This window comes from Klebsiella sp. BIGb0132, from assembly GCF_024810075.1.
GTDB classification, from domain to species: Bacteria; Pseudomonadota; Gammaproteobacteria; order Enterobacterales; family Enterobacteriaceae; genus Klebsiella; species Klebsiella terrigena.
Map to the genome: position 1 here is coordinate 89904 of NZ_JANUDW010000013.1, position 12768 is coordinate 102671.

Sequence of the window (12768 nt, forward strand, 5' to 3'; positions counted from 1 at the left end):
CGAAATCGCTTCAGCAAACGAATAAATGGCGGCAATTTGCGAAATTTAACTCAGAGGTCGCTTGATAAGCATTGCTTATGGGAATGTGACAATTGTCACTGTCCCGCCCCTGGATACAGGGCGGGAAAAGCGCGATTTTAGTGCCAGCAGAAATGATGCACGACCTGGGTTATCAGCTCGCGAGTCGGCTTAATAAACCGGGTTTCCAGATATTCATCCGGCTGGTGGGCCTGGTTGATTGAGCCAGGACCGAGAACCAGCGTCGGGCAGATAGTCTGGATAAACGGCGCTTCGGTACAGTAGTTGACGACCTCGGTTTGTGCGCCGAGCAGTTTTTCAACCACCTGTACGAGCTGATGATCCGGCGGGCACTCGTAGCCGGGGATTGGCGGATGGAGCTCGCTCACGGTTAAACGACCCGGCCAGCGTTCGCTGACCGGCGCCAGCGCTTCATCCAGCAGCCCGTTGAGATCGTTGAGCGTCATGCCCGGCAGCGGACGAATATCCATATGCAGCTCGCAGCAGGCGCAGATGCGGTTAGATGCGTCGCCGCCGTGAATCGATCCGAGGTTGAGCGTCGGGTAGGGTACGGTGAAGGCGGCAAAGTGGTAGCGCTCCTTCAGCACATCGCGCAGCTGCATGATGCGGCCAATGGCGTCGTGCATAAGCTCAATGGCGTTAACCCCGCGCGCCGGATCGCTGGAGTGACCCGACTGGCCCTGGACGCGAACGGCGGTGGAGATATGGCCCTTGTGCGCTCGCACCGGCTGCAGGGACGTTGGTTCACCGATAATCGCGCAGTCCGGGCGCAGCCGGGTGGTTTCGGCAAAGTAGCGGGCCCCGGCCATGCTGGTCTCTTCATCGGCGGTGGCCAGAATATAGAGCGGCTTTTTGAGTTTACTGACGTCAACATCGCGCAGGGCGTCAAGAATAAAGGCGAAGAAGCCCTTCATGTCGGCGGTGCCGAGACCGTAAAGCTTGTTGTCGTGCTCGGTAAGGACGAACGGATCGCGGGTCCAGCGGCCATCATCGAACGGCACGGTATCGGTATGCCCGGCGAGCAGCAGGCCGCCGGCGCCCTGGCCGGTGCTGGCCAGCATGTTAAATTTATTGCGCGTATCCGGCACCGGCTGAACTTCGACATTGAAGCCAATTTCGCGAAACCAGCCTGCCAGCAAATTGATTAAAGTCTCATTGCTCTGATCCAGCGACTCTTCGGTTGCGCTGATGGAAGGTGTGGCGATCAATGCGCGGTAAATCTCGATGAACGGCGGTAAATTGTTTTTCATTGTTGACACACCTCGGGTCATGATAGTATCAATATTCATGCAGTATTTGTGAATAAAAATACATTATCGTTGAGCGTAAGAAAACCCATCGAATGTAAGGAAATACTCTTACGGCTCAACAGGGTGAGGAAGATAACGGTCTTCCCAGGCAAACAGATGTAAGAAGGTGAAGAGCCCCAATGTTGAATACGCTGATAGTGGGTGCCAGCGGCTATGCCGGCGCAGAGCTAGTGACCTATGTAAATCGCCATCCTCATATGACCATAACCGCTTTGACGGTCTCCTCGCAAAGTAATGATGCGGGGAAATTAATTTCCGATTTACATCCGCAGCTGAAAGGCATTGTCGATCTGCCGCTGCAGCCAATGTCAGATATCAGCGAATTTAGCGACGGGGTGGATGTCGTTTTCCTCGCGACCGCTCATGAAGTGAGCCACGACCTGGCGCCGCAGTTTCTTGCCGCCGGCTGCGTGGTGTTCGATCTCTCCGGCGCGTTCCGCGTGAACGACGGCGCCTTTTACGAGAAATACTACGGTTTTACCCATCAGCATCCGGCGCTGCTTGAGCAGGCGGTATATGGCCTGGCCGAGTGGAGCGTCGAGCGGCTGAAAGAGGCCAGTTTAGTCGCCGTTCCTGGCTGCTACCCGACCGCGGCCCAGCTGTCGTTAAAACCGCTGATCGATGCCGGGCTGCTGGATCTGACTCAGTGGCCGGTGATCAACGCGACCAGCGGCGTGAGCGGAGCGGGCCGTAAGGCGGCGATCGGCAACAGCTTCTGTGAAGTGAGCCTGCAGCCGTACGGCGTCTTCACCCATCGTCATCACCCGGAAATCTCTACTCACCTTGGTGCTGAGGTTATTTTTACCCCGCATCTGGGCAACTTTAAGCGCGGCATTCTGGAAACCATCACCTGTCGCCTGAAGCCGGGCGTGAGCAAAGAGCAGGTGGCCGCCGTTTTCCAGCAGGCTTACGCCGATAAACCACTGGTACGTTTATACGATAAAGCGCTGCCGGCATTGAAAAACGTCGTGGGTCTGCCATTCTGTGATATCGGTTTTGCGGTCCAGGATCAGCATATCATCGTGGTCGCGGCGGAAGATAACCTGCTTAAAGGCGCAGCGGCGCAGGCAGTACAGTGCGCGAATATTCGTTTCGGCTTCGCTGAGACGCAGTCTCTTATTTAAGGTGTGATGATGAACCCATTAATTATCAAACTCGGCGGCGTGTTGCTGGATAGCGAAGAAGCGCTGGAGCGCCTGTTTACCGCGCTGGTGAACTACCGTGAAACGCATCAGCGTCCGCTGATTATCGTGCACGGCGGCGGCTGCGTGGTCGATGAGCTGATGAAGCAGCTTAACCTGCCGGTAAGCAAGAAAAATGGGCTGCGGGTAACGCCGGCGGATCAAATCGACATTATTACCGGCGCGCTGGCGGGTACCGCCAATAAAACGCTGCTGGCGTGGGCGAAAAAGCACGGCATTGCCAGCGTTGGCCTGTTCCTCGGCGATGGTGATAGCGTTAAGGTGACCCAGCTTGCCGAAGATCTGGGGCACGTTGGCCTGGCCCAGCCGGGCTCGCCGGCGCTGATTAATACCCTGCTGGCGGGCGGCTACCTGCCGGTGGTGAGCTCTATCGGCGTGACTGATGAAGGGCAGCTGATGAACGTCAACGCCGACCAGGCCGCGACCGCACTGGCGGCAACGCTCGGCGCCGATCTGATCCTGCTTTCCGACGTCAGCGGTATCCTGGATGGCAAAGGTCAGCGCATCGCGGAGATGACCGCGGAGAAGGCGGAGCAGCTGATTGAACAGGGTATTATTACCGATGGCATGATCGTAAAAGTGAACGCCGCGCTGGATGCAGCACGCGCGCTGGGTCGCCCGGTGGATATTGCCTCCTGGCGCCACGCGGAGCAGCTGCCGGCGCTGTTTAACGGCACGCCGATCGGCACGCGTATTCTGGCCTGATTGAAAACATTTGCAGACGGGGAGCGCAGGGCTTCCCGGCAGAAATAAACAAATTTGAAGGAATCACATTATGGCACTTTGGGGCGGGCGTTTTACTCAGGCAGCAGATCAGCGGTTCAAACAGTTCAACGACTCTTTGCGCTTCGACTATCGCCTGGCGGAGCAGGATATCATTGGCTCTGTTGCCTGGTCCAAAGCGCTGGTGACGGTTGGCGTGTTGAGCGCCAGCGAACAGCTGGAGCTGGAAGAGGCGCTGGGCATCCTGCTGGAAGAGGTGCGGGCTAACCCGCAGCAAATCCTTGAAAGCGATGCTGAAGATATTCACAGCTGGGTGGAAGGCAAGCTGATCGACAAAGTCGGCCAACTGGGTAAAAAGCTGCATACCGGCCGTAGCCGTAACGATCAGGTGGCGACGGACCTCAAGCTGTGGTGCAAGGACACTATCGCCGAGCTGCTCTCTGCGAATCGCCAGCTGCAGGGCGCGCTGGTTGAAACGGCGCAGAGCAATCAGGATGCCGTGATGCCGGGCTACACCCACCTGCAGCGCGCGCAGCCGGTGACCTTTGCCCACTGGTGCCTGGCCTATGTAGAGATGCTGGCGCGCGATGAAAGCCGTCTGCAGGACGCCCTGAAGCGCCTCGACGTCAGCCCGCTGGGCAGCGGTGCGCTGGCGGGGACCGCCTATGAAATCGATCGCGAGCAGCTGGCCGGCTGGCTGGGCTTCGCCTCGGCGACCCGCAATAGCCTCGATAGCGTCTCCGACCGCGATCACGTGCTGGAGCTGCTCTCCGGCGCCTCGATTGGGATGGTGCACCTGTCGCGTTTTGCTGAAGACCTGATTTTCTTTAATACCGGCGAAGCGGGCTTTATTGAGCTCTCCGATCGCGTGACCTCCGGCTCATCCCTGATGCCGCAGAAGAAAAACCCGGACGCGCTGGAGCTGATCCGCGGCAAGTGCGGCCGCGTTCAGGGCGCGCTGACCGGGATGATGATGACGCTGAAAGGCCTGCCGTTGGCCTACAACAAGGATATGCAAGAAGATAAAGAAGGGCTGTTTGACGCGCTCGACACCTGGCTTGACTGCCTGCATATGGCCGCGCTGGTGCTGGACGGCATTCAGGTGAAGCGTCCGCGTTGCGAAGAAGCGGCGCAGCAGGGTTACGCCAATGCGACCGAGCTGGCGGATTACCTGGTGGCGAAAGGCGTACCTTTCCGTGAAGCGCACCATATTGTCGGCGAAGCGGTAGTCGAGGCGATTGCGCAAGGTAAGCCGCTGGAAGCGCTGGCGCTGGCCGACCTGCAGAAATTTAGCAGCGTGATTGCCGATGATGTCTACCCGATTCTGTCGCTGCAGTCCTGCCTGGATAAGCGCGCGGCCAAAGGCGGCGTTTCGCCGAAGCAGGTTGCGCAGGCGATCGCCGATGCGCAGCAGCGCCTGGCGTAAACCGGTAGCCCGCTGGCCCTGAGCGGTGTCTCAGGCAACGAAAATGAGAAGCTCGAGCGATGCTCGGGCTTTTTTATGCAAAAAAAAAGCGGACACGAGGTCCGCAAAAGTTCACGTTGGCTTTAGTTGTTCGGTTAGGGAAAGCGCTGAGGCTATACGGTGATTTTCTGATACCGGCCTCGTTTCTGGGTTTATTATTGAACAGAAAACTTGATAGGGATAATCGTTCGTTGCTATGCTATCTATCGCCATGAACTATCATGGCGACGGAGGATGAATAATGAATATTCGCGATCTTGAATACCTGGTTGCGCTAGCCGAGCACCGCCACTTCCGGCGCGCGGCGGACTCTTGCCACGTCAGCCAACCTACGCTTAGCGGGCAAATCCGCAAGCTGGAGGATGAGCTTGGGGTCATGCTGCTGGAGCGTACCAGCCGTAAAGTGCTGTTTACCCAGGCGGGACTGCTGCTGGTGGATCAGGCGCGTACGGTGTTGCGCGAAGTAAAAGTGCTCAAGGAAATGGCAAGCCAACAGGGCGAGACGATGTCCGGGCCGCTGCATATAGGCCTGATCCCGACGATTGGCCCGTATCTGCTGCCGCAGATTATCCCAATGCTGCACCAGACTTTTCCCAAGCTGGAAATGTATCTGCATGAAGCCCAAACCCATCAGCTGCTGGCCCAGTTGGATAGCGGCAAGCTTGACTGCGCTATCCTGGCACTGGTTAAAGAGAGCGAAGCCTTTATTGAGGTGCCGCTGTTTGATGAGCCGATGATGCTGGCTATCTATGAAGATCACCCGTGGGCCAACCGCGACCGCGTGCCGATGTCCGATTTAGCCGGGGAAAAGCTGCTGATGCTGGAAGATGGCCACTGCCTGCGCGATCAGGCGATGGGCTTCTGTTTTGAGGCCGGCGCCGATGAAGATACCCATTTCCGCGCCACCAGTCTTGAAACGCTGCGCAACATGGTTGCTGCCGGGAGCGGGATTACCCTGCTGCCTGCGCTTGCGGTGCCGCAGGAGAGAAGACGCGATGGCGTGGTGTACATTCCGTGCATTAAGCCCGAGCCGCGACGCACCATTGGGCTGGTTTATCGCCCCGGTTCGCCGCTGCGCAGCCGCTATGAACATCTGGCGGAGGCCATCCGTAGCACCATGGATGGCCACTTCGACGAAGCGTTAAAACAGGCGGTTTAAGCCATTTAACGCGGCTACCCGATAGGCTTCCGCCATCGTCGGGTAGTTAAAGGTGGTGTTGACGAAGTACTCAATGGTGTTACCGCCACCTTTCTGCTCCATAATCGCCTGGCCGATGTGAATAATCTCGGCCGCGCGCTCGCCAAAGCAATGAATACCCAGGATCTCTTTGGTTTCCCTGTGGAACAGGATTTTCAGGGTTCCCACGCTCATGCCGACGATCTGCGCGCGCGCCAGATGCTTGAACTGCGCGCGGCCCACTTCATAAGGGACCTTCATGGCGGTCAGCTGCTGTTCGGTTTTACCCACCGAGCTGATTTCCGGAATGGTATAGATACCGGTCGGAATATCTTCAATCAGATGGGCCGAAGCCTCGCCTTTAATCAGCGCCTGCGCGGCGATGCGCCCCTGATCGTAAGCGGCCGAAGCCAGGCTCGGATAGCCAATGACGTCGCCAACGGCATAGATATGCGGCAGCGCGGTCTGGTACATGCTGTTGACCTTCAGCTGGCCGCGGCTGTCGGTCTGCAGACCGATATTTTCCAGCGCCAGGGAGTCGGTATTGCCGGTACGACCGTTGGCATACAGCAGGCAGTCCGCCTTCAGCTTTTTGCCCGATTTCAGATGCATGATTACGCCATCATCCACGGCTTCAATCTTCTCGTACTCTTCGTTGTGACGAATCACCACGCCGCTGTTCCAGAAGTGATAGGAGAGGGAGTCGGACATCTCCTGATCGAGGAACGCCAGCAGCCGATCGCGGGTGTTGATCAGATCCACCTTCACTTCCATACCGCGGAAGATTGACGCGTATTCGCAGCCGATGACCCCTGCGCCGTAGATGATCACATGGCGCGGCTCGTGCTGAAGGCTGAGGATGGAGTCGCTGTCGTACACGCGCGGGTGGGAAAAATCTACATCTGCCGGGTGATACGGGCGGGAGCCGCAGGCGATAACGAATTTTTCTGCGGTGACCGTTTCAACGGTGCCGTCGTGACACTCCAGGGCCAGCGTATGTTCATCAACGAAGTGCGCGTTGCCCTGCAGGATTTCGCAGTGGTTGCGCTCATAGAATCCCTGACGCATATGGGTCTGCTGGTTAATGACGCTGTCGGCATGGTTAAGAATGTCGGCGAAGGAGGAGCGAAGAAGGCGGGAGTGGTCGCTGTAGAGAGGGTTTTGGTTGAACTCGATAATACGGCTGACGGCGTGGCGGAGCGCTTTCGACGGGATGGTTCCCCAGTGGGTACAGCCACCGCCGACGTTATGGTAGCGTTCAATAACGGCAACGCGTGCTCCCTGCTTAACCAGTCCCATCGCAGCGCCTTCGCCGCCGGGGCCGGAACCAATTACTATTGCATCATAATCCCAAGAGTGCGACATGGCATTACTCACCTGTTTTATACAGAAAATAAACACGATGATAACATTCGCCGCAGTTTAACCCAATTATCGTTGTGCTTTTTTGCGGCATAAAAGCATGATCGGCTCGTAAACAATCTTTCACAAACCAGTGTAAACCGATTAGTTTTATCTCTGGTATAGTGCCAGCAGGGCTATTGGAAGGATTCATACAACGTGATGGGCGTAAGAGCGCTACAAAAAGAGAAAACCCGGCGTTCGCTGGTAGAAGCGGCATTTAGCCAACTTAGCGCCGAACGGAGTTTCGCCAGCTTAAGCCTGCGTGAAGTTGCGCGCGAGGCGGGGATCGCACCGACCTCCTTTTATCGTCATTTTCGCGATGTCGATGAGCTCGGTCTGACCATGGTCGATGAGAGCGGGCTGATGCTGCGTCAGCTGATGCGCCAGGCGCGCCAGCGTATTGCCAAAGGCGGCAGCGTGATTCGCACCTCGGTCTCCACCTTTATGGAGTTTATCGGCAATAACCCGAACGCTTTTCGCCTGCTGCTGCGCGAACGCTCCGGTACATCTGCGGCGTTTCGTGCCGCCGTGGCGCGCGAGATCCAGCATTTCATCGCGGAACTTGCCGACTATTTAGAAATCGAAAACCACATGCCGCGCGCCTTTACTGAAGCGCAGGCTGAAGCGATGGTCACCATCGTATTTAGCGCCGGCGCTGAGGCGCTGGACGTCGGGCCTGAACAGCGCCGACAGCTGGAAGAACGGCTGGTGCTGCAGCTGAGAATGATCTCGAAAGGCGCGTATTACTGGTATCGCCGTGAACAAGAAAAAATATCAAATCATTCCGAATAACGTGAAGGACGAGCAATGAAACACTCAGTTCAAGATAAAGGTACGCTGCTGCTGGCGCTGATCGCTGGCCTGTCGATTAACGGAACCTTCGCCGCGCTGTTCAGCTCGATTGTTCCCTTTTCCATTTTCCCGGCACTGTCTCTGCTGCTGACGGTCTACTGTCTGCACCAGCGCTATCAGAACCGGAGTATGCCCGTGGGGCTGCCGGGCCTGGCTGCTGCCTGTTTCATTCTTGGGGTTCTGCTATATAGCACCGTGGTGCGCGCGGAATATCCGGACATCGGCTCTAACTTCTTCCCGGCCGTGCTGTCGGTCATTACGGTATTCTGGATAGGCTACCGGATGCGTAATCGGAAGGATGCGGCGGCAGAGTAACCGCTTTATGTCAGAACCCGGCAGGCATCGCGGCGCCGGGTTCTGTGAACATCGCCTACCTGCGGGTTAATAAGACGCCGCATTCCATATGATGGGTGTACGGGAACTGATCGAACAGCGCCAGACGCGTAATATCGTGGCTCTGGCTGAGGGTTTCCAGGTTCTGACACAGCGTCTCCGGGTTGCAGGAGATGTACAGAATTCGCGGGTACGCCTGCACCATTTTCTCGGTTTCGCTATCCAGCCCGCTGCGCGGCGGATCGACAAAAATCGTCTCACAGCGGTAGCTTTGCAGATCGATACCCTGCAGGCGGTTAAACTCCCGCACGCCGTTCATTGCCTGAGTAAACTCCTCTGCCGCCATACGGATAATCTGCACGTTATCGATATGGTTGGCCGCAATGTTGTACTGCGCCGCGGCGACGGAAGGTTTAGCGATTTCCGTGGCCAGCACGCGATCGAAATTACGCGCCAGCGCCAGGGAGAAGTTGCCGTTGCCGCAGTATAGCTCCAGCAGATCTCCGGTTGCCCCCTGCGTACTCTCCAGCGCCCACTCCAGCATCTGAATATTCATCGCCGCATTTGGCTGGGTGAAGCTGTTCTCTACCTGACGGTAGATCATCTCCCGGCCGGCTACCGGCAGACGTTCATCGATGTAGTCCCGATCGAGCTCGATTTTCGTTTTGGTTGCCCGGCCAATCAGGTGCACGTTGAGATTTTGCGCGCGCAGCGCGTCGCGCAATGCTTCCGCCTGCTGACGCCACTCGTCACCGAGTTTTTTGTGATACAGCAGCGTTACCACGGCCTGGTTGCTCATGGTCGTCAGGTAGTCGACCTGGAACAGTTTATGGCGAAGAATCGGGTTATCGCGCACGCCGTCGAGGATGGCGACCATCAGCTGATTGATAAGCTCGCTGGCCGCCGGGAAGCTATCGACGCGAATTCGCGATTTGGTCTGCTGGTCAAACATGATGTGGTAGAGATCGTCCCCATCGTGCCACAGGCGGAACTCTGCGCGCATGCGATAGTGGCTGACCGGCGAACGAAATACCTCCGGAACCGGTGCGGCAAAAGGTGCCATCATTTTTTGCAAACGAATGACTTTCTCTGCCAGCTGCGCTTCATATTGTTCGGTTGGAAGGTGTTCGGGGGTCATGATGCATCCTGAATAAAATAAGTACGCGGGGATTGTAGGGAAAGCATCAGGGAAGTCCAGCCCGGATGAGGGATCAAATATAATTATAGAAGTCTGGACTTCTATATGTTTCTGATTATAGCATTGTGTAACCGGTCCTGTGAGTTAAAAGGGAACCCAGTGTAAATCTGGGGCTGACGCGCAGCGGTAAGGAAGGTGGGATGAACGCAATTTGCAGACACTGCCGCTATCTGGTGGGAAGTCCTCATCCATAAAACGCCCCGAGCCCGAAGACCTGCCGGTATACGTCGCATTTGGTTTCTATCATCGCGTGCTACTGATGAAACCCGCGGCATCCTTTATATGTTACGGATGCTTTTACAATGATTAAAAAAGCTTCGCTGATGACGGCTCTCTCCGTCACGGCATTTTCCGGCTGGGCGCAAGACAGCAATTCAGACACGTTAGTAGTGACAGCAAATCGTTTTCAACAGCCGGTCAGTACGGTCCTTGCGCCGACCGATGTGGTAACGCGTGAAGATATCGATCGCTGGCAATCAAAGGATTTAAATGACGTCATGCGTCGTCTGCCGGGCGTTGACGTCGCGCAGAACGGAGGAATGGGGCAGACGTCTTCCCTGTTTATTCGCGGTACTGAGGCTAAGCAGGTGCTGGTGCTGGTCGATGGTATCCCCATGTCCCGCCCGGGTATTACGAATAACCCCGACCTGAACCAAATCCCGCTGTCGCTGGTACAGCGCGTGGAATACATCCGCGGCCCGCGTTCGGCTATTTATGGTTCCGGCGCAATGGGGGGCGTGATTAACGTCATTACCCATTCCGATAAAGAACAATCTAAGATCACCGCCGGCGTCGGTTCTGAAGGCTATCAGCAATATGATGGCACCCTGCGTCACCGCTTTGGCGATACGGTTGCCACGGTGGCCGGCTCTTATGAGGGTAATAAAGGCTTTAACGTCCAGCCCGGCTCAAGCTGGGACCACGACCAGGATCGCGACGGCTTCCGCAGCAAAGCGTTCTGGGGCAGCCTGGAGCATAAATTTAACGATAGCTTTGATGGCTTCTTCCGCGGTCGTAGCTACACCAACAACTCTGACTACGATTTGGGAAGCCCGCCGTACACCCCAGCCTACAGCGCAGATGAAGAGCAGCTCTATAATCAGAGCTGGGACGCGGGACTGAAGTACAGCTCCGGGATCTACTCATCGCAGCTCGTTGCCAGCTATCAGAAGGTCAAAGACTACAACTACAGCAGCATCTATGGCCGTTATAATGATGGCACCACGCTCGATCGAATGACCCAGCGTAATCTGCAGTGGGGTAACAACCTTATTGTCGGTCATGGTTCAGTGAGCGCTGGCGTGGACTGGCAGCAGCAGCGTTTGACCTCCTCGGATACGGTACTATCGGACACCTACAAGCGTGATAACACCGGCCTGTATCTGACCGGGCAGCAGCAGTTTGGTGATGTGACCCTTGAAGCCTCCGGCCGTGAAGATCACGACGAACAGTTTGGCTGGCACGGAACATGGCAGACCACTGCCGGCTGGGAGTTTGTCGAAAACTATCGCGTGACCCTGGGCTACGGTACTGGCTTCCTCGCTCCTTCGCTGGGACAGCAGTTTGGTTCTACCCGCTTCGGAATCAGCTCAAATCCAAACCTGAAGCCTGAAGAGTCGCAGCAGTGGGAAGCCGGGCTTGAAGGGCTCACCGGGCCGCTGGACTGGCGCCTCTCGGCGTATCACTACAAGATTACTAACCTGATTACCTACTATTCAGACCCTGTCACCTTCGAAGGCGAATATGACAATATCAACGCCGCGACGATCAAGGGCGTTGAATGGACGGGAAGCGTGGATACCGGTATTTTCAGCCATCGCGTTACGTTGCAATACGTCGACCCGCGTAATGATGATAACGGTGAGGTCCTTGCCCGACGCTCCAAGCGACAGGCGAAGTATCAGGTGGACTGGACGATGTTTAACGTCGATATGGATGTGTCGTGGCAGTATTACGGTAAGCGCTACGATAACAACACCTCTCAGTACAACAATACGCAGCGGATTTTGCCAAGCTACAGCACGCTTGATGTTTCTGCCGCGTATCCGATCACCGATCGCCTGACAGTTCGTGGTAAAATAGCCAACCTGTTCGATAAAGATTACGAGACAGCTTATGGCTACCAAACTGCAGGACGAGAATACTACTTGTCTGGCAGCTACACCTTCTGATCCACGCCCCACCGTGCTGGTATTTGATTCCGGTGTCGGTGGGTTGTCGGTTTATAATGAGATTCGGCAGCTGCTGCCGAATCTGCATTACATCTACGCTTTCGATAACGTGGCTTTTCCTTACGGGGAGAAGAGCGAAGAGTTCATCGTTGAGCGCGTGCTCGAAATTGTCACCGCGGTTCAACGGCGTTATCCGCTGGCACTGGCCGTCATTGCCTGCAACACCGCAAGTACCGTTTCTCTTCCTGCCCTTCGTGACCGCTTTGCTTTCCCCGTAGTGGGCGTGGTTCCGGCGATTAAGCCTGCGGCCCGTTTGACGGCGAACGGCGTCGTTGGCCTGCTGGCGACACGCGGTACGGTCAAACGGCCCTATACGCGCGAGCTGATCAGCCGCTTTGCAAATGAATGCAAGATAGAGATGCTTGGCTCCGCAGAGCTGGTTGAGCTGGCGGAAGCGAAGCTGCACGGTGAGCCGGTTCCGCTGGAGGAGCTACGACGCATTCTTCGTCCGTGGCTGAGAATGGCCGAACCACCTGATACGGTTGTGCTGGGCTGCACCCATTTCCCTCTATTACAGGAAGAGCTGCAGCAGGTGATGCCGGAAGGGACGAGAATGATTGATTCCGGTGCCGCCATCGCCCGTCGCACCGTCTGGCTGCTGGAACATGAGGCGCCGGATGCGAAATCCAGCGATCCAAACCTGGCATACTGCATGGCGCTGACGGCGGAAACTGAACAGCTTTTACCCGTTTTACAGCGCTACGGCTTTGAAACGCTGGAAAAACTGCCAGTTTAGGCGCGTTTTGGTGAAAAAAGAGGCGGTTGAAAAGTTTTTTGCAAACAGGGCTTGTCAACGTCGGAGAACTCCCTATAATGCGCCTCCACTGACACGGA

General features: G+C 56.4%; 11 protein-coding genes and 1 riboswitch. Of the genes, 8 read left to right on the forward strand and 3 right to left on the reverse strand.

Annotated features, from left to right (window positions below):
• Positions 1–137 precede the first annotated feature (137 nt).
• The gene (argE, locus tag M2416_RS24415) at positions 138–1289 is read right to left on the reverse strand and encodes an acetylornithine deacetylase (protein WP_076947967.1); all 1152 of its coding nucleotides are present in this window, start codon (positions 1287–1289) and stop codon (positions 138–140) included.
• Positions 1290–1468: 179 nt separating this feature from the next.
• On the opposite strand from argE, the gene argC reads away from it, so the two are divergent.
• The 4 genes from argC to oxyR all read left to right on the forward strand — a co-directional run bounded on the left by argC (position 1469) and on the right by oxyR (position 5898).
• On the forward strand, positions 1469–2473 hold the full coding sequence (gene argC, locus M2416_RS24420; protein WP_041143451.1) for an N-acetyl-gamma-glutamyl-phosphate reductase: 1005 nt from the start codon (positions 1469–1471) through the stop codon (positions 2471–2473).
• 6 nt (positions 2474–2479) lie between these two features.
• Complete coding sequence (argB, locus tag M2416_RS24425) at positions 2480–3256, forward strand: acetylglutamate kinase (RefSeq protein ID WP_139339482.1); 777 nt, start codon at positions 2480–2482, stop codon at positions 3254–3256.
• 70 nt (positions 3257–3326) lie between these two features.
• The gene (gene argH, locus M2416_RS24430; protein WP_076947969.1) at positions 3327–4700 is read left to right on the forward strand and encodes an argininosuccinate lyase; all 1374 of its coding nucleotides are present in this window, start codon (positions 3327–3329) and stop codon (positions 4698–4700) included.
• Between the two features lie 280 nt (positions 4701–4980).
• Positions 4981–5898 (forward strand): DNA-binding transcriptional regulator OxyR, encoded by a 918-nt coding sequence (gene oxyR, locus M2416_RS24435; protein ID WP_041143454.1) that lies wholly within the window; start codon positions 4981–4983, stop codon positions 5896–5898.
• On the opposite strand, the gene sthA is transcribed toward oxyR, so the two are convergent.
• On the reverse strand, positions 5881–7281 hold the full coding sequence (gene sthA / locus M2416_RS24440) for a Si-specific NAD(P)(+) transhydrogenase (RefSeq protein ID WP_076947970.1): 1401 nt from the start codon (positions 7279–7281) through the stop codon (positions 5881–5883). The genes oxyR and sthA overlap by 18 nt on opposite strands.
• Before the next feature lie 195 nt (positions 7282–7476).
• Between sthA and fabR the strand changes: the two genes are divergently transcribed.
• The gene (fabR, locus tag M2416_RS24445; RefSeq protein WP_259227365.1) at positions 7477–8112 is read left to right on the forward strand and encodes an HTH-type transcriptional repressor FabR; all 636 of its coding nucleotides are present in this window, start codon (positions 7477–7479) and stop codon (positions 8110–8112) included.
• 15 nt (positions 8113–8127) lie between these two features.
• Positions 8128–8487 (forward strand): YijD family membrane protein, encoded by a 360-nt coding sequence (locus tag M2416_RS24450; RefSeq protein ID WP_259227368.1) that lies wholly within the window; start codon positions 8128–8130, stop codon positions 8485–8487.
• Between the two features lie 55 nt (positions 8488–8542).
• Here the strand turns inward: M2416_RS24450 and trmA are convergent, their stop codons facing one another.
• A complete protein-coding gene (trmA, locus tag M2416_RS24455) occupies positions 8543–9643 on the reverse strand; it encodes a tRNA (uridine(54)-C5)-methyltransferase TrmA (protein WP_259227369.1) in 1101 nt (366 codons plus the stop codon).
• Positions 9644–9758: 115 nt separating this feature from the next.
• Positions 9759–9938, forward strand: a riboswitch (cobalamin riboswitch).
• Positions 9939–10005: 67 nt separating this feature from the next.
• On the opposite strand from trmA, the gene btuB reads away from it, so the two are divergent.
• The gene (gene btuB / locus M2416_RS24460; protein ID WP_259227372.1) at positions 10006–11874 is read left to right on the forward strand and encodes a TonB-dependent vitamin B12 receptor BtuB; all 1869 of its coding nucleotides are present in this window, start codon (positions 10006–10008) and stop codon (positions 11872–11874) included.
• Positions 11819–12670, forward strand: coding sequence for a glutamate racemase (murI, locus tag M2416_RS24465; RefSeq protein WP_045853640.1), 852 nt, complete (start codon positions 11819–11821; stop codon positions 12668–12670). The genes btuB and murI overlap by 56 nt, the downstream gene beginning before the upstream one ends.
• The last annotated feature ends 98 nt before the right edge of the window (positions 12671–12768 follow it).

Coding starts and splice junctions, on each gene's coding strand:
- argE (WP_076947967.1), bottom strand. CDS start 1,289: ATGAAAAACAATTTACCGCCGTTCATCGAGATTTACCGCGCATTGATC.
- argC (WP_041143451.1), top strand. CDS start 1,469: ATGTTGAATACGCTGATAGTGGGTGCCAGCGGCTATGCCGGCGCAGAG.
- argB (WP_139339482.1), top strand. CDS start 2,480: ATGATGAACCCATTAATTATCAAACTCGGCGGCGTGTTGCTGGATAGC.
- argH (WP_076947969.1), top strand. CDS start 3,327: ATGGCACTTTGGGGCGGGCGTTTTACTCAGGCAGCAGATCAGCGGTTC.
- oxyR (WP_041143454.1), top strand. CDS start 4,981: ATGAATATTCGCGATCTTGAATACCTGGTTGCGCTAGCCGAGCACCGC.
- sthA (WP_076947970.1), bottom strand. CDS start 7,281: ATGTCGCACTCTTGGGATTATGATGCAATAGTAATTGGTTCCGGCCCC.
- M2416_RS24450 (WP_259227368.1), top strand. CDS start 8,128: ATGAAACACTCAGTTCAAGATAAAGGTACGCTGCTGCTGGCGCTGATC.
- trmA (WP_259227369.1), bottom strand. CDS start 9,643: ATGACCCCCGAACACCTTCCAACCGAACAATATGAAGCGCAGCTGGCA.
- btuB (WP_259227372.1), top strand. CDS start 10,006: ATGATTAAAAAAGCTTCGCTGATGACGGCTCTCTCCGTCACGGCATTT.
- murI (WP_045853640.1), top strand. CDS start 11,819: ATGGCTACCAAACTGCAGGACGAGAATACTACTTGTCTGGCAGCTACA.